We start from the raw sequence: 23,582 nt of genomic DNA on the forward strand, positions 1-23,582 counted from the left end.
TTTTTAGTTTATATGGATTTGAGTAGCTTGTTCTATCGAAAAAAACTCGAATCTCAATAGTTTTTTTGTTCTGAAAGTATATTAGATGAAGTCTGTCTTTTTTTTCGTTATACTTATCTTAAGGAATGAGGTGGGTTAAATGAAAAAGACAGAAAAAATATATATGGTCACTCAACGGGTTGTTATTTCCTTAGAAGAATTGAAGCAGGAGATTTTTGATTGGTTAAGTTTTATACGGATTTTAACAATACCAGAAAGTTGTAGTTTTGGTGAGGAAGAAGTTCAAAAGTTTGATTTGAAGACATTGACTCATCGAATTCAAAAACTTACAGCTGAAGAAAATCTATGGATCAAAGTGAACAGCGAAGGTGGAGAATTTCAACTTCATATTTCTAAGCTGAATCTTTATGAACGGACGATTCTAGATGGTGCTATTTTCTTGGCTTACCAAACGATGATTGAAGACTATTGTGAAACAAAAATGATTAAAAATGGTATTTATAGTTATATTCGTTCCTTAGATGAGTATTTGTATAATAATGTTGAATGCATTGATAAGAGAACCTTCGAAACAGAGGCTGAAATCAATGAATTACCTAAACAATATAATAGTAAAAAATCGGTGATTGTAGATTGTAATCAATTGGCTGGTTATGCTATTTATTTCAAAGGTTTGTGTTTAACCTCATGTTGGAAAATGTATTACTCTAGCTTATACTTTCAACATATTCCTAAGTCAATTTTTGTAGAGGTTCAACAAGTACAGTCAGTAACTACATTAGATAATGAAGTGATTAAAGTGACATTATTTAATAACCCATTTAACTGGGATTTGCCCGTCAATAAAAAATATCAACGTCTGTTTAGAGATCAGATGGGGTATGATCAATTGGCTTGGAATAATGGAACTGGCGTGTTACGTCCACCATACATTGAATATGCTTTTACTGAAGGTGTAATACAAACAGTTCAATACCAAAATGATTATTATCAACCTGTTGAAAAAAAGAACGCAACTTACTTTATTACTAGAAGTTATGATAATATCCAACATAAATATGTGGAAAACCGTACTAAAGGCATATTAAATGCTCAAGCTTATTTTCCTTGGATTGACGAAAAGAGTCGCAAAATGATGAATTATCGCATTTTAAATCCGGAAATGACTATTGACGGTGGTCTTTCTGCATATGAATTTTATATACGTCAGTTTTTAGAAATCGATGTTTTGGATAAGAAGTATGATGATTTTGTTTCTGTATTACGGTTTTATTTGCCAAAAGAAGCGATCAAAGAAGTTCCTTTAGATGCATTGTGGGATAAATTGTTTGATGTCAACATTAGTAATCTGAAGCAAAAAGAATTATCTACACGTTTTGACCTAAGAAAAGCGAAGAATCATTTGCATGTCGTATTCTTAGATCATAGTTATTTAGAATCAATTAATCAGACAAACGATATCGGTGAATAGCAGAGAGAGTAGATAAAGGCTAGAACAAAAGTAGTAACACTTTTGTTCTAGCCTTTATTCTATAGTTGTTCGATCTCCATCAATCACTAGTTTAGCCCCTGTAACAAAGCTAGCTTCATCACAAGCTAAATAAATAATACCATTAGCGATATCTTCTGGTTTTCCCAAGTAAGGGAATCGAACCGTTTTTTTATAATGAGGCCTGATATTTGGGAAAAAAGTTTCAATTACAGGTGTTTCAATTGTACCTGGGCAGATTGAGTTTACTCGAATATTGTCTTTTGCGTATTCAAAAGATGCGTCAAGTATCATTGAACGAATCACATCTTTCGCTGCAATATAAGGACTGCTATCAGCTGAATCAACTAAACCTTCAAGAGATGAGACATTTATAATTGATCCACCTCCATTTTTTATCATAACTGGAAGGATTTCCTTCAAACCATAAGTCAGACTGTTTAAATCAATTCCCTGTATTTTCTTCCAATCGTCAGTAGCTAATTCCAAAATCATTTTAGGCGAGGAAATTCCTGCGTTGTTAACTAAAACATCAATTTTTCCATAAGTTTTGATTGTATGACTAATTACTTTTTTCCAACTATGGATGGAACTAACATCATGCTGAATTGCTGATCCGATACCACCAACTTGTTTTATTTCTGAAATGAGAGTGGTGATGTTAGTTAAATTTTGACCTGCACAAACAACAACGGCACCCTCTTTGGAAGCCAAATTAGCAGTCACAGTGCCAATAGAACTTTCGCTTTCTGTAATTAACATTACTTTACCTGATAATCTGTTCATATTAAAAAAACCGCTATAATGAACTCTCATTATAGTTATCCTTTCTGAGTATTCAAAAAAAATATTTTACCAACAAAATTTTTTTATCTTGTAAAGAATGTACATTTCTTATGTATAATTTTAATATAGAATTTTTTTAAATGCTAATGATATAATCATGAAATATTTGTTTTTTATCAAAAAAAACCTCAAATGAAAGAAAAACTAGATTCTAACATTTGAGGCGCTATGTTTATTTATAAAGCGTTTATTTTGAAACTGGTTTTTTTACAATTCCTAAAATAACTGCGGAAACGACCGCACCTATTGCAATAAACACCAAGTACAAGAGTGGGTGACTTAATAAAAGCGCTACAAAGACACCGCCATGAGGAGCTAATAGACGAATACCGAATCCACCGACTAACCCGCCAGCTAATGCAGAACCTACGACGAAACTTGGAATTACACGTAATGGATCTGCTGCTGCAAATGGAATTGCGCCTTCTGTAACAAAAGATAGTCCCATTACTAAGTTTGTTAACCCAGCATCTTTTTGATCTTGAGTAAATTTATTTTTAAAGATCAATGTTGCAATAAAAATAGCTAAAGGAGGAACCATACCTCCGGCCATAACAGAAGCCATAATAATACTTCCACCTTCTGTAACAGTTGCGGCGATAGAAGCTGTACCAAATACATACGCAGCTTTGTTGATTGGACCACCTAAGTCAATAGCCATCATACCGCCAAGTAAAGCACCTAAAAGGGCAGCGTTTGTTCCATCAAGTCCTAATAAGAAATTGTTTAATCCATCATTGATGACTTTCATTGGAATATTGACTAAAAGCATCAAACCACCAGTAATCAGTAAACCGAAGACTGGATAAAATAGAATAGTTTTGATTCCATCTAGCGATTTTGGCAAGCCTTTGAATAGTTTCTTTAAGAACAGAATGACATATCCAGCTAAGAAACCACCAATCAATGCGCCTAGGAATCCTGCACCACCTGTATTAGCTAAAGCACCTGCAGCAAATCCGGCAATTAATCCAGGTCGATCCGCAATACTAGATGCAATAAATCCAGCTAAAACTGGTAACATAAATCCAAAGGCAGCTCCACCAATTTGATTAAACCAAGAGGCCGCTTCATTGTAAGAGCCAAGACTACTTAGCTGGTCTTGAGGAACTCCAATAAATTGGTCGATCATAAATGATAGTGCAATAGCAATACCACCACCAATAACAAATGGAAGCATATGTGATACACCATTCATCAAGTCTTTATAGATTCTTGAACCAATAGAACCTTCTGCTGATCCGTCATCTTCGCTAGTTTCAGATTCAGAGCCATGGAAGATGGGAGCTGTTCCGCTAGTTGCTAGTGTGATTAATTCTTCAGTTTTACGAATACCGTCACTTACAGGACGATTGACTAATTCCTTACCATCAAAGCGATTCATTTCTACTTTTTTATCAGCAGCAACAATCACACCATCCGCACGAGCAATGTCTTCGGCTGTTAAGCGATTTTTGATTCCTTCTGAACCGTTTGTTTCAACTTTGATATCAACGCCCATTTCTTTTGCTTTCTTTTTCAAGGAATCCTCAGCCATATAAGTATGAGCGATTCCTGTGGGACAAGCTGTAACGGCCACGATAAATTTTCTATTTGTATCTTGGGTGTTTTTCGTTATTTCTTGTTGTTGTTCTCGTTTTTCTTCTGCTTCTTTCGCTTCTTCTGCTGATTGAAAAAGAGCTTGAACTTCTTCAGGAGTAGTTGTTTCTTTTAATTTTGCCACAAAGTCGGGATCAATCAGTAAGCGTGATAAAGCGGCTAACGCTTGTAAATGAGTATCATTTGCACCTTCTGGAGCAGCAATCATAAAGAATAAATAAGTTGGCTGTCCATCAAGAGCTTCGTAATCAACTCCATTGTTGCTTTTTGCGAATAAAACAGTTGCCTCTTTAACCGCACTATTCTTTGCATGGGGCATGGCAATACCATCCCCGAGACCCGTTGAAGTTTGAGCTTCACGTGCAAGAATTCCTTTTTTATAAGTATCAATATCAGAAATTCTAGCACTGTCATACATTTTTTGGACCATTTCATCAATAGCACCTTTTTTATCAGTTGCTTGTAAATCCATGATCATCACATCTTTGACAAGTAAGTCTTTGATATCCATTGTTTTTCCTCCTAAATTTAAAAGCGTAGCGGGCTCGTTTAACCTCGACAGAAAAATAGGAAAAATTAACTGTGACGTTTTTTGTCACATTTAATTTTTATCTTTTTTCCGAGAGGTTAGCCCGCGAAGCTAGATAATATAAAGCGTAGAAAGCTCGTTTGTCTCGACAGAAAAATAGGAAAAATTAACTGTGACGTTTTTTGTCACATTTAATTTTTATCTTTTTTCCGAGAGGTTAGCCCGCGAAGCTAGATAATATAAAGCGTAGAAAGCTCGTTTGTCTCGACAGAAAAATAGGGAAAATTAACTGTGACGTTTTTTGTCACATTTAATTTTTATCTTTTTTCCGAGAGGTTAGCCCGCGAAGCTAGATAATATAAAGCGTAGAAAGCTCGTTTCATTCTGACAAACTAGCTGATTTTTTCAATTTCTACTTCTGAAATCAATTCATGGATTAAATCGACAGATGCTAAATCATCTGAAAATGCAGTTGCGCTGCCACAGGCAATACCCCATTTGAAAGCTTCTACAGGGTCATTGTTTTTAGAAAATGTACCAACAAAACCGGCAATCATTGAATCTCCAGCGCCAACAGAATTTTTTAGCGGACGTTTTAATACGTTTGAACGATAGGTTCCATCTTTTGTGAAAAGTAAAGCACCGTCACCAGCCATGGAGATAATTACATGTTGCGCACCATCTTCTAATAAGCGCTCTCCAAAAGGTAAAATGTCCTCTACAGAATTAAATGAAACATCAAATAATTCCGCTAATTCGTGGTTATTTGGTTTGATAAGTAATGGCTTTTGCGGCAAAGCATTTAGTAAATCTTTACCAGTTGTATCAATAACAAATTCAGCCTCTTTGTCTTTAATAATCTGAATTAACTCTTCATAAAAACCTTTGCGCAGTGTTGCAGGAGTGCTTCCAGATAAAACGACAATGTCACCAGCAGAAATCATACTTAGTGATTGTTTTAATTCTTGCATCTCTTCATTACTGATGGCAGGTCCTAAACCATTGATTTCTGTTTCAGTTTCAGATTTTAGTTTGATATTGATACGAGTATCTTCACGAACAGGTGTAAATTTTGTTTGGATTTCCTCTTTTTTCAACCAGTCAGAAATAAAATTTCCTGTAAAACCGCCTAAAAAACCTAGAGCAGTTGATTCAGTTTGGATTCTTTTTAAAATTCGAGAAACATTAATTCCTTTTCCTCCAGGCAATTTCAAATCATTTGTCATTCGATTCAAATCACCTAATTTAAGTCCTTCTACATGAACGATATAGTCAATTGAAGGATTTAATGTCACTGTGTAAATCATTGCACGGCCTCCTTGATAGTAGTTTTTTTCTGAAATTGTTTCAATAGTTCTGTTGAACAATGATTCGTCAAAAGTGTCACTTCTTCAAGATCAGTCACTTTTGTGAAAGTTACTTTATTTAGTTTTGTTTGATCAATCAGTACATATGCTTCTTGCGCCTGAGCAATAGCCAAACGTTTTAAAGCAGCTTCTTCAGGATCTGGTGTAGTCAAACCAAATTCAAGATGGGCACCGTTCATTCCCATAAATACTTTATTGAAACGAAAATGGCTAAGTTGTTCCATCCCTGTTGAACCGATAATAGCTTTGGTAGATAGTTTTAATGAACCACCAAGAATAATCGTACTGATATTTAGGTCGCCAAGCTTAGCTGCATGATGTACTGAATTTGTGACAGCTGTGATATTTTTACCTGCTAGAAAAGGTAACATTTCTAAAGTGGTGGAACCTGCATCTAAATAAATAACATCACCATCATGGACAAATTGAGAAGCCAGTTGAGCAATCGCTTTTTTCTCATGCGTGTTTTTGACTGATTTTTCAGTCATATCTTGTTCAAAGCCTAAATTTAAAATTCGCTTTGCTCCGCCATGAATACGTTCTAATAATTCAGCATCTTCTAATTCTTGTAAATCTCGACGGATTGTTGACTCAGAAGCGTTGAGTAAGGAAGCTAATTCTTGTGATTTAACTACTGATTTTTGGTCTAATAAACGTAAAATAGCTTGATGTCTTTCTTCTGTAAGCATTTTCACACCTCGTTTCATTGAATATAATAGCACATTAAAATCACTGGTGCAATCAAAAACGGTCAAAAACAATCATTTTTGATTTAAAACGATCATTAGTGCTGGAAAAAGGTACAATTATATCAGTTGACAAAGATGTTTGTTCTTTGGCTTAATGGGTATAGGATAAATCGGAGGGATAAGTATGAACAATCGTACAATATTGCAAGGATTTGAATGGTATCTGCCAGCAGATGGTCAACATTGGAAACAACTGACTGAACTAGCAGAAGAATTACATAAAAAAGGCATCAATGGGATTTGGCTTCCTCCAGCCTATAAAGGTGCGGAAGGTCTAGAAGATGTGGGCTATGCGCCTTATGATCTGTACGATTTAGGTGAATTTGATCAAAAAGGAAGCGTTCCAACTAAGTACGGGACGATAGAAGAATATTTAACTTGTATCAAGGCGTTAAAAGAAGCCGGAATTGAAGTTTACGGGGATATTGTTTTTGATCATTTTATGGGAGCGGATGAGGAAGAAAGTGTTGCCGCAGTAAAGTATCGTCCAGATAATCGGAATGAAGCACTAAGTGGTGAAGAAGAAATTTTGGCATGGACAAAATTTACATTTCCAGGAAGAAATCGTAAATATAATGACTATACTTGGACCTGGAGAAATTTTTCTGGTGTTGATTTTGATGATCGACGAAAAGATCATGGCATTTTTAACTTTGAAGGAAAAGGCTGGGAAAAAGAAGTTGATAGTGAGAATGGCAACTATGATTATTTAATGGGTTGTAATTTAGATATGGAATATCCTGAAACTGTCGATCAGCTAAATAAATGGGGGCAATGGTATCAATCATTGACGGATATTGATGGTTATCGTTTGGATGCGGTAAAGCATATTCAGTTTAATTACTTTGTCGATTGGTTATTAAATAGAAGGAAAGAAAAAGGCCGTGATTTATTTGTTGTGGGGGAATACTGGAATGGTGAACTTGAGAAATTGACTAATTATATCGATAGTTCAGGAACGCTGATTTCTTTATTTGATGTTCCGCTACATTATCATTTTTATGAAGCAGCTCACTCAGATGGACAATACGACATGCGAAATATTTTTGAAGGAACGCTAGCAAAAGAACGACCTGAATGGGCGGTGACGTTTGTTGATAATCATGATACGCAAAAGGGACAAAGCTTGGAGTCTTGGGTAGATGGCTGGTTTAAAGTTCATTCCTATGCACTGATTTTGTTAAGAAAAGCAGGAACGCCTGTTGTATTTTGGGGAGATATGTTCGGTATTCCTTCTCAAGAGGTGGATGCTGTCGGGAAAGATTTAGAATTGTTGTTAAAAATCCGTGAGCGTTTAGCTTATGGTAATGAAATGGACTATTTTGATGATCCGAATGTGATTGGCTGGGTGAGAACTGGAACGTTTGATCGAGAAAAATCTGGTTATGCAGTAATCATGACGAATGCTCAAGCTAGCGAAAAGACAATGACAATTAGTGCGATACATGCAGGTAAAGTGTTTGTTGATATCTTAGGGAACAACCCGACAAAAGTCATATTGGATGAAACTGGTGCCGGAATATTTCCTGTAAATGGCGGAGAAGTTTCGGTTTATGTAAATGAAGAAATCGTAGGTAAATTGAATGGTGTGTCGGGTGAGTAGTTTATAAAGAGACTTGATTAACAACAGTGTTTTCTGTGAGATTTTTTACAATTAGTACGTGACTTCTACTGGAAGACTAATTATACTAAGAATAATAGAGATGAAGCTGGGAAGTTTATAGAATTTTGGTGCGAATCTCAAGTGCATATGAAATTACTGGGAGATTCGCACCCTATTTTAGAGTAAAATGGATGACAAACCTTTGTTTTTCTCATTTTAGAAAGATTTAACGTGTAGAAATGACAAATATATTGATAATTTGTTACTTTTTTACGGTCTCACTCTTTATTGAGTGAGTGGATTGAAATAAGATTTAATATATATATTCGTCAGCCTTAAGTCTCACTCTTTATTGAGTGAGACTTTTTTATTTTTCCGCATAATCTATTCAGAAAAAATCAAATCCACTCAAACTGCAACCTAAAATACCAACTTAACAACAACGAAATTATCGTTTCACAAATTCCATCATTATTAAAGAATTTTCTTTCCATTTTTGGTATAATAGATAAGATTGAAAAAAGAGAGAGGACGTTGATGATGGCACAAGAAAACGCCTTGATCCAAGGTATGAATCCAAGACAAAAAGAAGCCGTTCTACATACAGAAGGGCCTTTATTAGTTATGGCAGGTGCAGGTAGTGGGAAAACAAGAGTCTTGACCCACCGTATTGCTTATTTAATTGAAGAAAAAGATGTTAATCCATGGAATATTTTAGCAATCACTTTTACCAATAAAGCCGCAAAAGAAATGAGAGAACGTGTTGGGAAATTACTGAAAGCTGGTGGGAACGACGTCTGGGTTTCTACATTTCACTCTATGTGTGTTCGTATTTTACGACGTGATGTGGATCATATCGGTTATAACCGTAACTTCACAATCATTGATACTTCTGAACAGCGGACATTGATGAAACGAATCTTAAATGAACTGAATATTGATGTGAAAAAATACGATCCTCGTTCGATTTTAGGAACAATCAGCAACGCTAAAAACGAGCTGCAGACACCAGAAAAAGTGGCAGAATTACAAGGGACACCTTACGAGGAAGTCGTAGCAAAATGCTATAAAATGTATCAAAAAGAATTAAGAAACAACCAATGTATGGACTTTGATGACTTGATTATGAATACCATTCGTTTATTTAATGATCATCCAGATTCATTAGCTTATTACCAGAATAAGTTCCATTACATTCACGTGGATGAGTACCAAGATACGAACCACGCTCAGTACACTTTAGTAAACATGCTGGCGGCACGTTTCAAAAACCTATGTGTCGTAGGAGATGCTGACCAAAGTATTTATGGTTGGCGTGGCGCTGACATGCAGAATATTTTGGATTTTGAAAAAGATTACCCAAATGCTTCTGTAATTATGCTAGAACAAAATTACCGCTCAACTAAAAAAATTCTAGATGCAGCCAATAATGTAATTAAAAACAACAGCAATCGTCGGGATAAAGAACTATGGACTGAAAATACTGACGGAGAAAAAATTGTTTATTATCGTGGAGATAACGAAAGAGATGAGACACAATATATTGTTGGTCAGATCCAAAAAGAAATACGTGAAAAAGACCGAATCTATGGCGATTTCGCCGTTTTATACCGTACGAACGCGCAATCTCGTGTTATGGAAGAAATGCTGTTGAAATCAAATATTCCATATACGATGGTTGGCGGACATAAATTCTATGATCGCAAAGAAATCAAAGATATCTTAGGCTACTTAAATATTATTTCTAATTCAATGGACTCACTTAGCTTTGAACGAGTAGTAAACGAGCCGAAACGGGGCATTGGTAAAAGCTCTGTCGAAAAATTAAGAAGTTTTTCTCAGATGCATGGTTGGTCATTGTTAGAAGCTGCCCAAAATGTGGATCTAGCAAATATTTCAGGAAAAGCTGGCAAAGAGTTAGGCAGTTTCGGTATGATGATTCAAGACTTAACTCAAATGATACCGTATTTAACAATTACAGAATTAGTAAAAGAAGTCTTAGAACGCAGTGGTTACCGTGAAGAATTAGTTAGACAAAATAATTTAGAATCTCAAGCACGCCTAGAAAACTTAGATGAATTCTTAACAGTTACGCAAGAATTTGATAAGCGTTATGAGCGTCAGGATCTAGAAGATGCGGATGCACCAGATGAAAAATTAGCTGTTTTCTTAAATGATTTAGCGCTAGTTTCTGATTTGGACAACTTAGAAGAAAGTACGTCTCAAGTAACGTTGATGACACTTCATGCAGCCAAAGGTCTAGAATTTCCAGTCGTATTCCTGATTGGAATGGAGGAAGGCGTGTTTCCTTTATCTCGTGCGATGTTGGAAGAAAGTGAGTTGGAAGAAGAGCGTCGTTTGGCTTATGTTGGGATTACTAGAGCGGAAGAGATTCTATATATATCGAATGCTTTTTCTCGGACATTATATGGAAGAACGCAATACAATCGTCCAAGTCGTTTCTTAGATGAGATTGATGAAGAATTATTAGACTTGCAAGGTTCGATTGCTACACCAAAAGCACCAGCTAGAACCTTTGAACCAAAAGTATTTAAACCAGCTTATGCTCAGCCAACCAAGCAGCCTGTGACAGATAAAGTTGCCAGTGGAGGCGAATCAATGGCATGGCAAGCTGGAGATAAAGTCAGACATAAAGCGTGGGGAACAGGAACCGTGGTTCGTGTTGGCGGAACAGCCAAAGATTTAGAACTAGACGTAGCCTTCCCAGAAAAAGGCATCAAGCGCTTATTAGCAGCATTTGCTCCAATTGAAAAAATATAAAATATGTGTGAGGTAAGAAGAGCAACAAGCACATTTTTCTATTTTTCTTTCAGAGCTTAAAAAAGCCCGCTACACGTTTAAATTTAGGAGGGGTTACTTATGGCAGAATTGCCATTAACATTAGCAGAAGCGACAGATAAAGCAAAAGAACTACGAGCTCAGTTAAATCAATATTCTCATGAATATTATGTAGCGGATAAACCTACCGTAGAAGATTATGTATATGATCGGCTTTATAAAGAATTGTCTGACATAGAAACCGAATATCCAGACTTGATTACTTCGGATTCACCGACACAACGTGTGGGGGGCAAGATTTTACAGGGATTTGAGAAAGTTACTCATGATGTTCAAATGTATAGTTTGAATGATGGTTTCAGTAAAGAAGACATTTACGATTTTGATGAACGTGTCCAAAAATTAGCAGGGAAACCCGTTAGTTATTGTTGTGAGTTAAAAATTGACGGACTAGCGATTTCATTGAAATATGAAAAAGGGAAATTTGTTCAAGGTGCAACACGTGGTGATGGAACCGTTGGAGAAAATATCACTGAAAATTTGAAGACAGTGAAATCAATTCCTTTAGAGTTGAAAAAGCCGATTTCTGTTGAAGTTCGTGGTGAATGTTATATGCCAAAACAATCATTTGTCAATTTGAACAAAGAACGAGAAGAAGCAGGACAAGATGTTTTTGCCAACCCTAGAAATGCAGCAGCAGGCAGCTTACGTCAGTTAGATACGAGTATGGTTGCTAAACGTAATCTCAATACCTTTCTATATACAGTAGCCGATTTTGGACCAATGACTGCACAGACTCAGTTTGATGCATTGAATGAATTATCAGAAATTGGTTTTAGAACCAATCCTGAAAAGAAATTATGTCAAGATATTGATGAAGTGTGGGCATATATAGAAGAGTATCATGAAAAACGAACAGAATTGCCTTATGAAATCGATGGAATTGTAATCAAAACTAATGAATTTACAATTCAAGATGAATTAGGTTTTACAGTTAAAGCGCCTCGTTGGGCAATTGCTTATAAATTTCCACCAGAAGAAGCACAGACGGTTGTGGAAGAAATTGAATGGACGATTGGTCGCACAGGTGTCGTTACACCAACAGCTGTGATGCAGCCAGTTCGCGTAGCAGGTTCGACTGTTAGTCGAGCGAGTTTGCATAATGCTGATTTTATAGCAATGAAAGACATTCGTTTGAATGATACGGTAATTATTTATAAAGCTGGGGATATCATTCCAGAAGTTGCTCAAGTATTGACAGAAAAACGGAATGAAAATAGCCAACCCTATGAGATCCCAACCCATTGTCCTGTTTGTAACAGTGAATTGGTTCATTTAGATGAAGAAGTTGCTTTACGTTGTATCAATCCAAAATGTCCCGCTCAAATCAAAGAAGGACTGAATCACTATGTCTCCAGAAATGCCATGAATATTGATGGCTTAGGTCCTCGTGTTTTGGAACAGATGTATGATAAAGAGCTAGTTGCTGATGTTGCTGATTTGTACTTTTTAACAGAAGAACAATTGATGACGTTAGATAAAATCAAAGAAAAATCAGCCAATAATATCTACCAAGCAGTTGCTGCAAGTCGTGATAATTCCGTTGAACGTTTGATTTTTGGTTTAGGAATTCGTCATGTTGGAGCAAAAGCTGCAAAAGTTTTGGCAGAACATTTTGGTGATCTAAGAACTATTAGCAAAGCAACGAAAGAAGAGGTTGTGGTACTTGATTCTATTGGTGAGATCATCGCTGATAGTTTAGTGACGTATTTTGAAAATGAAGAAGTCCATGAATTGATGGATGAACTGACAAAAGCGGGTGTTAATTTTGAATACAAAGGCATTCGGACAGCACAGTTAGAAGCTGTTGAGTCACCATTCAAAGATAAGACAGTCGTTTTAACAGGGAAATTAACACACTATAATCGAGAAGAAGCCAAAGAGAAAATTGAAAATCTAGGTGGAAAAGTAACCGGCAGTGTGTCTAAAAAAACAGATATCGTTGTTGCCGGTGAAGATGCCGGCAGTAAATTAACAAAAGCTCAGAATCTGGGGGTTGAGGTTTGGGATGAGGCGCAGATGGTTGCAGCACTTGATAATAGTACGACCATTGAACTGCCTGAATAAGTAAAAAAATGAATGAAAAAGATGTCTAGCATTATTTTTTACATCTAATTAGACTATTTTCTTTCATCTCTATCATAATTTCTTAGAATTTTATGATAGAATAAGAAAAAAGCTGTTTTCTTAACGTGAATATTCGTTTAACAGTATAAAAAATGAACTAGTGAACTCATAAGAGTTGTCTTTCAGATACGGGCTAATCATTATCTGAACATAACAACTTGACTGAGTTTTTCTAAAAGAAAGAAGGGTATACATGGCAATCAGTGAAGAACAAGCAAAACATGTAGCAAAATTGTCTAAATTGTCTTTTTCCGATGAGGAATTAAAAGACTTTACTAACCAATTAGGCAAAATTATCGATATGGTAGAACTATTAGAAGACATAGATACAGAGGGTGTTCCGTTTACATCTAATGTTGCACAATCAATCAATGTTATGAGAGAAGACGTAGCAACGCCAGGTATGAATCGCGATGAATTAATGAAAAACGTACCTGAATCAGAAAATGGCTACATCAAAGTGCCAGCGATTATCGACAATGGGGAGGCTGGTGCATAATGGAAAAATTATACGATAAGTCACTAACAGAATTGCATGATTTACTTGTATCAAAAGAAATCACAGCAACTGATTTAACAAATGCAACATTAAATCGCATCAATGAAACAGAAAAAGAGGTTGATTCATTTATTACGATAAATGACGAGAAAGCTTTAGAATTAGCGAAAGCAATCGATCTTAAAGGTATTACTGAATCAAATCCATTAGCTGGTATTCCAATCGGGATCAAAGATAACATCGTAACAAAAGATATTTTAACAACAGCTGCTTCAAAAATGTTGTATAATTTCAACCCAGTCTATGATGCAACTGTTATGGATAAAATCTATCAATCAGATATGATTCCTGTTGGGAAACTAAATATGGATGAATTTGCAATGGGCGGAAGTACAGAGACATCATACTTTAAGAAAACGAAGAATGCTTGGGATCATTCTAAAGTTCCAGGTGGATCATCAGGTGGTTCTGCTGTGGCTGTTGCTGCAGGACAAGTCCCTGTTTCTTTAGGAACTGATACAGGTGGAAGTATTCGTCAACCTGCTTCATTTAATGGAATCGTGGGAATGAAACCAACATATGGACGTGTTTCTCGCTTTGGTTTAATCGCATTTTCTTCTAGTTTGGATCAAATTGGTCCGTTGACAAGAAACGTCAAAGACAATGCATTAGCATTAAATGCAATCAGTGGATATGACGAAAAAGACGGAACATCTGCTGGCGTTTCAGTACCCGATTTTACAACTGGGTTAACTGGAGACATCAAAGGTATGAAAGTTGCTTTACCAAAAGAATATCTTGGTGAAGGCGTGGATGCTGGTGTTCGTGAAGCTGTTCTTAAAGCTGCAGAAACATTTAAAGCATTAGGTGCAACAGTTGAAGAAGTTAGCTTGCCACATTCAAAATATGGTGTAGCAGTTTATTATATCATTGCTTCATCTGAAGCAAGTTCAAACCTACAACGTTTTGACGGAATTCGTTATGGTTACCGTTCTGAAAATGTGAAGGATCTAGAAGACGTTTATGTGAATTCTCGTTCTGAAGGATTTGGTATAGAAGTAAAACGCCGTATTATGCTTGGTACGTTCTCATTAAGTGCTGGTTATTACGATGCATACTTCAAAAAAGCTGGACAAGTAAGAACGTTAATCAAGCAAGACTTTGATAATGTTTTTGAAAAATACGATATCATCATTGGTCCGTCTTCACCAACAGTTGCATTTGGATTAGGTGAAAATATCAATGACCCAATTACAATGTATATGAACGACTTACTAACGATTCCTGTAAACTTAGCTGGCTTACCAGGTATGTCAATACCAGCAGGATTCTCAGAAGGTTTACCTGTCGGCTTACAAATTATTGGGAAAGCATTTGATGAAAGTACAATGTATAAAGCTGCATTTGCGTTTGAACAAGCAACAGATTTCCATACGAAAAAACCTGTGATCTTAGGGGGGAATGACTAATGAATTTTGAAACTGTCATCGGACTTGAGGTCCATGTAGAACTAAAAACAAACTCTAAAATCTTTTCACCAGCACCAGCTCACTTTGGTGCAGAACCAAATAGCAATACGAATGTAATCGACTGGAGTTACCCAGGTGTGTTACCTGTAATGAATAAACAAGCTCTTGAATTTGGAATGAAAGCAGCTCTTGCTTTAAATTGTGAGATCTCTAAAGATACACATTTTGACCGCAAAAACTATTTCTATCCAGATAATCCCAAAGCTTACCAAATTTCTCAATTCGATCAACCAATCGGACATGATGGCTGGATTGACATTGAAGTTGAAGGGAAAACAAAACGTATCCGTATTGAGCGCGTACATTTAGAAGAAGATGCTGGGAAAAATATCCACGGCGACGGCGGTTATTCTTATGTTGATTTAAACCGTCAAGGTACGCCTTTGATCGAAATCGTTTCAGAAGCAGATATGCGTTCACCAGAAGAAGCTTATGCTTATTTAGAAGCTATCCGTTCAATCATTCTATTTACAGGTGTTTCAGATGTAAAAATGGAAGAAGGTTCAATGCGTTGTGATGCCAATATTTCTTTACGTCCTTATGGCCAAGAAGAATTTGGAACAAAAGCTGAACTTAAGAACTTGAACTCAATGAGTTTTGTAAAAAAAGGACTTGCTTTTGAAGAAAAACGTCAAGCGAAAGTATTACTATCAGGTGGAGAAATTCAACAAGAAACACGCCGTTTCGATGAGACAACGAATAAAACATTATTGATGCGTGTTAAAGAAGGTTCAAGTGATTATCGTTACTTCCCAGAACCTGATGTTCCACGTTTTGACATCGATGATGAGTGGATTGAGCGTATTCGCCACAGCTTACCAGAAATGCCGGCTTCTCGTCGTACTCGTTACATTAAAGAATTAGGGTTACCTGAATATGATGCGATGGTTCTAACGCTGACAAAAGAAATGTCTGATTTCTTTGAAGAAGCTTTAAATGAAGGCGCAGATGCCAAACAAGTTTCTAACTGGTTAATGGGTGAAGTTTCAGCTTACTTAAACAGTGAAAAAGTAGAATTGCCTGATACAAAATTAACACCTGCAAACTTAGCTGGTATGATCACATTGATTGCAGATGGTACGATCAGTTCTAAAATTGCGAAAAAAGTCTTCAAAGAATTGATCGAAAACGGCGGCGACGCTAAAGAAGTCGTTGAAGCAAAAGGCTTGGTTCAATTATCTGATCCATCACAATTGTTGCCAATCATCAATGATGTGCTAGACAATAACCAACAATCTGTTGATGATTTCAAAAATGGGAAAGACCGTGCAGTTGGCTTTTTAGTTGGTCAAATCATGAAAGCAACGAAAGGACAAGCCAACCCAGGTATTGTAAATAAATTGCTACAAGAAGAATTGACAAAACGATAGAAAGCAGCAGATGACCTATGAAAAAAGCAAGAGTGATTTATAATCCAACTTCAGGTAAAGAGCTAGTCAAGAAAAACCTAGCTGACATTCTTTCTATCTTGGAAGAATGCGGATATGAAGCTAGTGCTTTTGCCACAACGCCTGATGAGAATTCCGCTAAAAATGAAGCACACCGAGTTGCTAAACTAGGTTTCGACCTAATTGTCGCAGCGGGTGGCGACGGAACAATCAATGAAGTCGTGAATGGCATTGCTCCATTAGAAAATCGACCGTCTATGGCGATCATTCCTGCTGGAACAACCAATGATTACGCCAGAGCATTGAAAATTCCTAGAGACAATATTGTTAAAGCCGCAGAAGTCATCAAAAAAAATCAAACCGTCAAAATGGACATCGGAAAAGCCAAAGATAATTATTTTATCAATATTGCAGCCGGTGGGCATTTGACTGAACTAACTTATGAAGTTCCTTCAGAACTAAAAAGTATTTTTGGTTATTTAGCTTACTTAGCTAAAGGCGCTGAGATGCTGCCTCGTGTGAAACCAATCAAGATGCGGATGGAATATGATGAAGGTGTTTATGAAGGCAATGCTTCAATGTTTTTCTTAGGATTGACTAATTCAGTTGGTGGATTTGAACAGATTGCACCTGATGCGAAACTTGACGATGGAAAGTTCTCTTTGATTATTGTAAAAACAGCTAATGTTTTCGAAATTTTACATTTAGCGGCGTTGATGCTAAATGGAGGTAAACATATAGAAGATCATCGGTTGATTTACACAAAAACTAGCCGTTTATATGCTGAAACGCTAGAATCCAATAGTCGTATGATGATTAATTTAGATGGTGAATATGGCGGTGATGCACCGATGGAATTTGTCAATTTGCACCAGCATATTGAAATGTTTGCCAATGCTGATGCAATTCCATCAAATGCAATCATGGGTTCAGTCTTAGAAGATTATGACGGTAAGTCAGGTGAAGATGATGATGAGTATCTAGAGACAAGCAAAGAATTCGTCAGAGAAGTCGAACGCCTGACAGAAGAAGATATCGACGGTGATGGCAAGATTGCCGGAAAAGATAACGAGAAGTAAAAAAAAGCAGCTTTCTGTGTTTTGTTTTGCAGAGAGCTGTTTTTTTACAATGAAGTGATAAAAAGAAAGTCTTTGTTGCTTTTCTAGCATTTTTTCATTAGAATGAGTGAAGCGCATAAAAGAAGGAGCGACTTATGAATAATTTTCCAGTGAACAAAAACGAAACAATTGAAGTTGATATTATTGATTTAACACATGAAGGAATGGGTGTTGCCAAAATTGACGGCTACCCGCTTTTTATAGAAAATGCTTTGCCAGGTGAAAAAATCGAAATTAAAGTGCTAAAAGTCGGCAAAAGTTTTGGTTACGGTAAAGTGTTAAATATCTTAAAATCAAGTGAAGACCGTGTACCAGTCAAAGATGCGAACTTTACGAAGGTAGGCATCAGTCCTTTACAACATCTAGCTTATGGTGCTCAATTAGCTTTTAAAACCGATCAAGTGAAAAATGTAATGCAACGTGTAGCGAAATTACCAGATGTTCCTGTAATGGATACAATTGGTATGAACAATCCTTGGGGCTACCGTAATAAAGCACAAATTCCAGTTAGAAAAATCGACGACAAACTACAAACAGGTTTCTTCAGAAAAAATAGTCATGATCTGATTCCGTTAGAACATTTCTATATTCAAGACCCTAAAATCGACGAAGCAGTAATCAAAATTCGTGATATTATGAGACGTTACAGTATCAAACCATATAATGAATCAGATAATACAGGTAACTTACGTCATATTGTCGTTCGTCGTGGTTACCATACAGGACAAATGATGGTTGTCTTGATTACAAGAACACCTAAACTATTTCCGAGTAGTAAAATCATTCCTGACATTTTAGAAGCCTTGCCTGAGGTTGTCAGCATAGTTCAAAATGTCAATTCTAAAAAGACCAACGTAATTTTTGGTGATGAAACGATTCTTTTACATGGAGAAGACCAAATGATCGATACGATTTTTGATTTGAAATTTGAAATTTCTTCTCGTTCATTCTATCAAGTAAATCCACAACAAACAGAAGTGATGTATAATAAAGTTAAAGAATATGCAGCATTGACTGGTAAAGAAGTGGTTGTTGACGCTTATTGTGGAATTGGCACGATTGGTTTGACTTTAGCTAAAGATGCAAAACATGTTTATGGTGTGGAAGTCATTGAAGAAGCTGCTAAAAATGCTGAAAGCAATGCAAAATTGAACAATATTACCAATGCGACATTCACAGCTGGTTTAGCAGAAGAAGCGTTACCAAGATTAATTGAAAATGACATCAAACCAGATGTTGTGATTGTTGATCCGCCACGCAAAGGATTAGAAACGAGTTTAGTAGAAACATTGATCGAAACAAAACCTGAACGCATTGTTTATGTGAGCTGTAATCCAGCAACATTAGCACGTGATCTTGCATTGTTAGTTGACGGCGGTTTTGAGGTCAAAGAAGTCCAACCAGTGGATAATTTCCCACAAACAACTCATATTGAGTCAGTTACTTTGTTAACAAGGACGGTGTAAAGATGGATGATACAAAGAAAAAAATGTTAGAATTAATCAAAAAGAAACAAGGTGGAGGCAGATCTGAAAAAATGGAGAAGCCTAAGAATGATCGTAAAAATATGCGAAAAGGGCCAAAAATTTATAATAAATAGATTGATGCTCCTTGATTGAAAGAGGGGAACAAAACGAATATTTCGTTTAGTTCCCCTCTTTTTTTGCACTGCTTTAAATAGCTCATTTCTATATACAAGGCAGATGATATAGATAATTTTTCTTCTTTCCAAATTATCTAACCAAAATCTGACCATGGAATTGTTATGATAGATATGCTTCGTAACAAACAGAGTATAAATTGGAGGAAACAATATGAGTTTTTTTAAGAGATCATTAATCAGTATTTGGCAACGGAAAGGGCGAACAGCTTTATTTTTAGGCCTGTTTCTTATTGTCTTTTTATTGATTTTATCAGGATTTGCCATCCAACAATCGGCAGAGCAAAGTAAAGTAGATGCACGGAAACAATTAGGGGCAGAAGTTCGTTTGAAACGAGACAACGACAAAATCAGAGAAGCCTTGTTCAGCGGACGGTCAAGTATAAAGCCACTTTCAAAAGAAACAGTAGATCAAATCGGCAGTTTGCCTCAAGTAAAAAGTGTATTAATGACAGGAGAAACTGGGGCGGCTAAAAGCAACTTAAAATCAGTTGAGCCAAAATCCGATAGTGGAGACGAATCAATGACTTCTAGTATGCCTAAAATGAATTCTGGGCAAGAAGTACCTGCTTTTAAACTGATTGGTACGAATGATTTATTAAAAACAGCTGATTTTAAAAATCACGATGCTAATCTAATCGAAGGAGAAGGTATAACAGCTAAAACATCAGAAAATTCCGCAGTTGTTGAAGAAACATTTGCAAAAAATAATCAATTAAAATTAGGCGATAAATTTAAAATCCGAGCTTCTTCACTAGATGGAGAACAGGAAGAACAAGAATATAAAGTAACTGGGATTTATAAGAGCGAAAAAGAAGTTTCCGCTTTAGAACAAATGTATGAAATGTCTCAACCAGAGAATCAAATTTATGTGGATATGGATTCCTTTTTAAAATCAAGCAAAAGTGCCAATATCGACGATGCAACCTTTTATTTGAAAGATCCACTGCAAGTGGACGACTTTGTAAAAGATGCTGAAACGAAAATGCCAAGTGAAAATAACTTCTTTAAACTAGATGCTTACACTGAACAATACGAGCAAATGATTGGACCTCTCGAAAAAATGGCAGCCTTTAGTTCAATTATGATTAAAGTAATTGTAGTAGCTGGTGGATTAATTTTAACGTTCTTATCGTTACTATCTATTCGTGATCGCAAAAAAGAAGTAGGTATCTTACTTTCCTTAGGAGAAACAAAAGTGAAAGTGATTCTGCAATTAGTGGTAGAAATTTTACTGATAGGTCTCCTTTCATTTGGTCTATCCTTAGCAATCGTTAAGACATCCGGAGAGTCAATTTCAAATATGATGTTATCCAAACAAGTGGAGAATGCTGGACCTGTCGTACAAGAAACAGATGACTATGGTGAAGAGACGAAAGAGATAGAACCTGTAGATAAAATGAAGCTACAAGTAAATACAACGGTTATTTCACAAGCAGCAGGTTTAGGATTTTTACTAATTATTATTACAACTCTTGTACCAAGTATCATTATTGCTAGAACAGATCCAAAAGACCTGTTTGCCCAAAAAGACTAGAGGGAGAAATAGACATTATGAATTTAGAACTTAAAGATATCACCTACTCATATAAAGATGGAATCCAAGAGTATAAAGTTTTGGATAATATCAACTATACATTTGAAGCAGGAAATTTTTACACAATTATGGGACCATCAGGTGCGGGCAAAACGACATTATTATCTATTGCTTCTGGACTAACAAAGCCTATTGAAGGTAGCATTAGCTATAGAGGAGAAAATGTCTATGACATGGGAATCACAAAATACAGAAAGAATTTTACATCTATAATTTTTCAAGCGTACAATCTGATTCCTTATATGACTGCTTTTCAAAACGTTAAAGTAGGAATGGAAATTAAAAGCCAGCACATCAAAAATATCAATGAGTATGTAAAAAATAAACTAAAAGCAGTCGGTATTACTGAAGAGCTGATGCACAAAAATGTAATGAAATTAAGTGGTGGACAGCAACAAAGGGTTGCCGTTGCTAGAGCATTATCAGCAGATTCACCATTAATTTTTGCAGATGAACCAACAGGGAATTTGGATCAAGTGACTTCTAAAGGCATTATCGATATGTTAAAAGAGCTTGCTTTGCTTGAAAAAAAATGTGTTATTATGGTTACCCATGATTTAGAAATTGCTAAACAAGCAGATATTAGTCTAGTATTGAAAGATAATACCCTTAGACCACTTTAACAAAAGTCTCTCACTAAATATGGTTCAAACGAAAAAAGTTATACATTATTCATAAACCTCTCAATCATTCATAAAAAAAGTATGTTAATGTTATTGTAAGTGAGACTTTTTTAGGAGGTTTATGATAATGCGTTTACTTGTTGTTGAAGACGATATTCTATTAGGCGAAGGCTTGTGTATGGGATTAAGGAAAAAAGGTTATGCTGTTGATAAAGCAATGGATGGATTTCAGGCAATTGAAATGATAGAAGTAACGGAATACGATTTAATCATATTAGATTTATCCTTGCCTAATATGAGTGGTTGGGAAATTTTAGAGAAGGTTCGTACCTATGATTTAGAAATCCGAATTCTGATTTTATCTGCGAAAAGTTTTGTTGAAGATAAAATCAAGGGGTTGGATATGGGCGCAAATGATTACTTAACGAAACCATTCGACTTTTTTGAGTTAGAAGCCAGAGTAAGAAACTTACTAAGACAAAAAATTAGTTTAGAAGAGTCAGTTATTATGTATGGTGCAATTAGTCTAGATTCTACAAAGCGAATCGTTAAAGTAGGAGACGCGCCAATTAAACTAACAAGGAAAGAATTTGGGATTCTAGAGTATCTGATAAAAAATCCAGAGAAGGTTTTTTCTGCTGAAAAACTAATGGAACATGTATGGGATGGCGATGTGGATTTATTCTCCAATACGTTTAAATACCATATGTATTCATTAAGAAAAAAAGTAGCAGATCTTGATACAACAGCTGCTGAAATGATTCAAACTATTCGAGGTGTAGGATATTGTTTATCTGACAAACGTGTAGAGAGAAGGGAACAAGAATAATGAGTTTACAAAAGCAAATCACTTTGTTAGTTAGTGGGCTTTTAATTAGTATGTCATTGATTATGTTATTATTTTCTGTAACAGGTGCAAATAAAAACTTCTCTGTTGAACGTTTAGCACGACTTGATTCTGGAGTAGTTGCTTCAAAAGCTGAAAAGACTGGAACCACTCTGGATATTAAAGAACGTAGCCAATTGAGTGAAACCTTGGCTAAAGCTAGAACGTCATTTTCATCAAGTATTATTTTTGTATGGTTCGTCTTGATTGTTATGGGGACTTTTATTACCTATAAATTAGTTGGAAAAAGCTTAGGATCGCTTGTAGCGCTCCAGAAGACAATGAGTAACTTAGACACTGAGAATATCGGAAAACAAATTAAAATCGATCAGAGGCAGCCTCAAGAAGTTCAAGAACTAAGCATGAGCTATAATGAGATGACCGCAAGATTAGACGAATCATTTCTCAAACAAAAAAACTTCGTTAATAATGCTGCTCATGAATTAAAAACGCCTTTAGCTGTAATCATTACGTACACGCAACTGCTACAAATGAACTCTGATGAGTCAGACGAAGAAAACAAACAAATAACAGACGCAATCTTATCAAGTTGTGATAAATTATCCATTACTTTAGAGCAGTTACTATTACTAGCAAATGATAATCTACTTCAGCTAACAGATACTATCCGTACAGACTACTTAATTAATGAAGTCTTTACTGTACTAGACCCAAAAGCTGTAGACAAAGGAATTATATTAGAAAATAAAAGCCAAAATAATATCCACTTCAAAGGGAACAAAATTATGTTAGGTGTAGCACTAAAAAATTTAGTTGAAAATGCAGTCAAGTACGGAGATGAAGGATCTGCAGTAATTGTTACAACAACATCTTCAAAAGAAAACTTGACCTTTGAAGTGAGAAATCACGGGCAAGAAATCATGGAAGAAGAAGTAGAACGTATCTTTGAACCATTTTATCGAGGTCAGAAGACGAGTAATCAAATTATTGGTAATGGTTTAGGATTAGCGTTAGTGAAAAAAATCATTGAAAACCATGCTGGAGAAGTGTCTTGCAGGATAGAGGGCAAAGAAATATATTTTCGTTTTTCAATTCCAATCCATAATTAATTATGGATCAGGACTGAAAAACAATAAAAGTAAGGCGCTTCCTG

18 protein-coding genes are annotated in these 23,582 nt (G+C 35.8%); 14 read left to right on the plus strand and 4 right to left on the minus strand.

All coding sequences use genetic code 11. The features are described from left to right. The first annotated feature begins 139 nt into the window (after window positions 1-139). On the plus strand, window positions 140-1,471 hold the full coding sequence (locus AC4BB2_RS03880; RefSeq protein WP_490474124.1) for a hypothetical protein: 1,332 nt from the start codon (window positions 140-142) through the stop codon (window positions 1,469-1,471). Window positions 1,472-1,525: 54 nt separating this feature from the next. Here AC4BB2_RS03880 and AC4BB2_RS03885 read toward each other — a convergent pair whose 3' ends face one another. The 4 genes from AC4BB2_RS03885 to AC4BB2_RS03900 form a co-directional block, all read right to left on the minus strand. After that, entirely contained in the window at window positions 1,526-2,305 is a 780-nt protein-coding gene (locus AC4BB2_RS03885; protein ID WP_490474125.1) for an SDR family NAD(P)-dependent oxidoreductase, read from the minus strand. Window positions 2,306-2,522: 217 nt separating this feature from the next. Continuing rightward, complete coding sequence (locus AC4BB2_RS03890; RefSeq protein ID WP_490474126.1) at window positions 2,523-4,445, minus strand: PTS fructose transporter subunit IIABC; 1,923 nt, start codon at window positions 4,443-4,445, stop codon at window positions 2,523-2,525. A 410-nt stretch (window positions 4,446-4,855) separates the two neighbouring features. Then, window positions 4,856-5,770 (minus strand): 1-phosphofructokinase, encoded by a 915-nt coding sequence (gene pfkB / locus AC4BB2_RS03895; RefSeq protein WP_490474127.1) that lies wholly within the window; start codon window positions 5,768-5,770, stop codon window positions 4,856-4,858. Continuing rightward, window positions 5,767-6,519 carry a DeoR/GlpR family DNA-binding transcription regulator gene (locus tag AC4BB2_RS03900; protein ID WP_490474128.1) on the minus strand — a complete coding sequence of 251 codons (753 nt, stop codon included), beginning with the start codon at window positions 6,517-6,519 and terminating at the stop codon, window positions 5,767-5,769. The genes pfkB and AC4BB2_RS03900 overlap by 4 nt, the downstream gene beginning before the upstream one ends. A 184-nt stretch (window positions 6,520-6,703) precedes the next feature. Between AC4BB2_RS03900 and AC4BB2_RS03905 the strand changes: the two genes are divergently transcribed. The 13 genes from AC4BB2_RS03905 (at window position 6,704) to AC4BB2_RS03965 (ending at window position 23,538) form a co-directional block, all read left to right on the plus strand. After that, window positions 6,704-8,182, plus strand: coding sequence for an alpha-amylase (locus tag AC4BB2_RS03905; protein WP_490474129.1), 1,479 nt, complete (start codon window positions 6,704-6,706; stop codon window positions 8,180-8,182). A gap of 540 nt (window positions 8,183-8,722) precedes the next feature. After that, window positions 8,723-10,963 carry a DNA helicase PcrA gene (pcrA, locus tag AC4BB2_RS03910; protein ID WP_490474130.1) on the plus strand — a complete coding sequence of 747 codons (2,241 nt, stop codon included), beginning with the start codon at window positions 8,723-8,725 and terminating at the stop codon, window positions 10,961-10,963. A gap of 99 nt (window positions 10,964-11,062) precedes the next feature. After that, window positions 11,063-13,108 (plus strand): NAD-dependent DNA ligase LigA, encoded by a 2,046-nt coding sequence (ligA, locus tag AC4BB2_RS03915; RefSeq protein ID WP_490474131.1) that lies wholly within the window; start codon window positions 11,063-11,065, stop codon window positions 13,106-13,108. 253 nt (window positions 13,109-13,361) lie between these two features. After that, window positions 13,362-13,667 carry an Asp-tRNA(Asn)/Glu-tRNA(Gln) amidotransferase subunit GatC gene (gatC, locus tag AC4BB2_RS03920; RefSeq protein ID WP_490474132.1) on the plus strand — a complete coding sequence of 102 codons (306 nt, stop codon included), beginning with the start codon at window positions 13,362-13,364 and terminating at the stop codon, window positions 13,665-13,667. After that, window positions 13,667-15,136, plus strand: a complete 1,470-nt coding sequence (gatA, locus tag AC4BB2_RS03925; RefSeq protein WP_490474133.1) for an Asp-tRNA(Asn)/Glu-tRNA(Gln) amidotransferase subunit GatA — start codon at window positions 13,667-13,669, stop codon at window positions 15,134-15,136. Before gatC ends, gatA begins: the two co-directional genes overlap by 1 nt. Further along, window positions 15,136-16,566, plus strand: a complete 1,431-nt coding sequence (gatB, locus tag AC4BB2_RS03930; RefSeq protein ID WP_490474134.1) for an Asp-tRNA(Asn)/Glu-tRNA(Gln) amidotransferase subunit GatB — start codon at window positions 15,136-15,138, stop codon at window positions 16,564-16,566. The genes gatA and gatB overlap by 1 nt, the downstream gene beginning before the upstream one ends. A 17-nt stretch (window positions 16,567-16,583) precedes the next feature. Next, on the plus strand, window positions 16,584-17,663 hold the full coding sequence (locus AC4BB2_RS03935) for a diacylglycerol kinase (protein WP_490474135.1): 1,080 nt from the start codon (window positions 16,584-16,586) through the stop codon (window positions 17,661-17,663). Window positions 17,664-17,797: 134 nt separating this feature from the next. Continuing rightward, the gene (rlmD, locus tag AC4BB2_RS03940; RefSeq protein WP_490474136.1) at window positions 17,798-19,168 is read left to right on the plus strand and encodes a 23S rRNA (uracil(1939)-C(5))-methyltransferase RlmD; all 1,371 of its coding nucleotides are present in this window, start codon (window positions 17,798-17,800) and stop codon (window positions 19,166-19,168) included. Between the two features lie 2 nt (window positions 19,169-19,170). Continuing rightward, entirely contained in the window at window positions 19,171-19,302 is a 132-nt protein-coding gene (locus AC4BB2_RS03945) for a hypothetical protein (RefSeq protein ID WP_490474137.1), read from the plus strand. A gap of 214 nt (window positions 19,303-19,516) precedes the next feature. After that, window positions 19,517-20,899: an ABC transporter permease gene (locus tag AC4BB2_RS03950; protein WP_490474138.1), complete on the plus strand. Its 1,383-nt coding sequence runs from the start codon at window positions 19,517-19,519 to the stop codon at window positions 20,897-20,899. Window positions 20,900-20,916: 17 nt separating this feature from the next. After that, window positions 20,917-21,582, plus strand: coding sequence for an ABC transporter ATP-binding protein (locus tag AC4BB2_RS03955; RefSeq protein WP_490474139.1), 666 nt, complete (start codon window positions 20,917-20,919; stop codon window positions 21,580-21,582). A 127-nt stretch (window positions 21,583-21,709) separates the two neighbouring features. Beyond that, on the plus strand, window positions 21,710-22,411 hold the full coding sequence (locus AC4BB2_RS03960) for a response regulator transcription factor (protein ID WP_490474140.1): 702 nt from the start codon (window positions 21,710-21,712) through the stop codon (window positions 22,409-22,411). Further along, the gene (locus tag AC4BB2_RS03965) at window positions 22,411-23,538 is read left to right on the plus strand and encodes a sensor histidine kinase (RefSeq protein WP_490474141.1); all 1,128 of its coding nucleotides are present in this window, start codon (window positions 22,411-22,413) and stop codon (window positions 23,536-23,538) included. Before AC4BB2_RS03960 ends, AC4BB2_RS03965 begins: the two co-directional genes overlap by 1 nt. The last annotated feature ends 44 nt before the right edge of the window (window positions 23,539-23,582 follow it).

This window comes from Enterococcus sp. AAFC-DPL-5146 (assembly GCF_058216635.1).